Annotated in this window: 1 pseudogene; it reads left to right on the plus strand. The window is 77.0% G+C overall.

From position 1 onward, the window contains the following. Nucleotides 1–274 (plus strand): annotated as a pseudogene (locus HA630_RS00715) (fumarylacetoacetate hydrolase); the annotation flags it as partial.

Genomic DNA, 274 nt, shown 5'->3' on the forward strand with positions numbered 1-274 from the left:
TCATCGCCCCGCAGTTGCAGGACCTGTACGTCACCCTCAACCAAGGCAAGGCGCGCCACGCCTTCCCGTTCAGCCCGCGCCAGTGCATGGCGCCGCTGCCGCGCCCCCCGCGCTGGGTGACCTGGGTGGCGGCCGCCGGGCTGGTGGAGGGGCCATCCGGCGACGCCTGGGGCCCCACCGACGACCGGGTGCTGGCCGACGAGGCCTGGGGGCTGACGGCCCAGCCACAACTGGCCGCCGTGACCGGGGACGTGCCCGAGGGCGCGGCGCCCGC

This window comes from Aquabacterium sp. A08, from assembly GCF_011742065.1.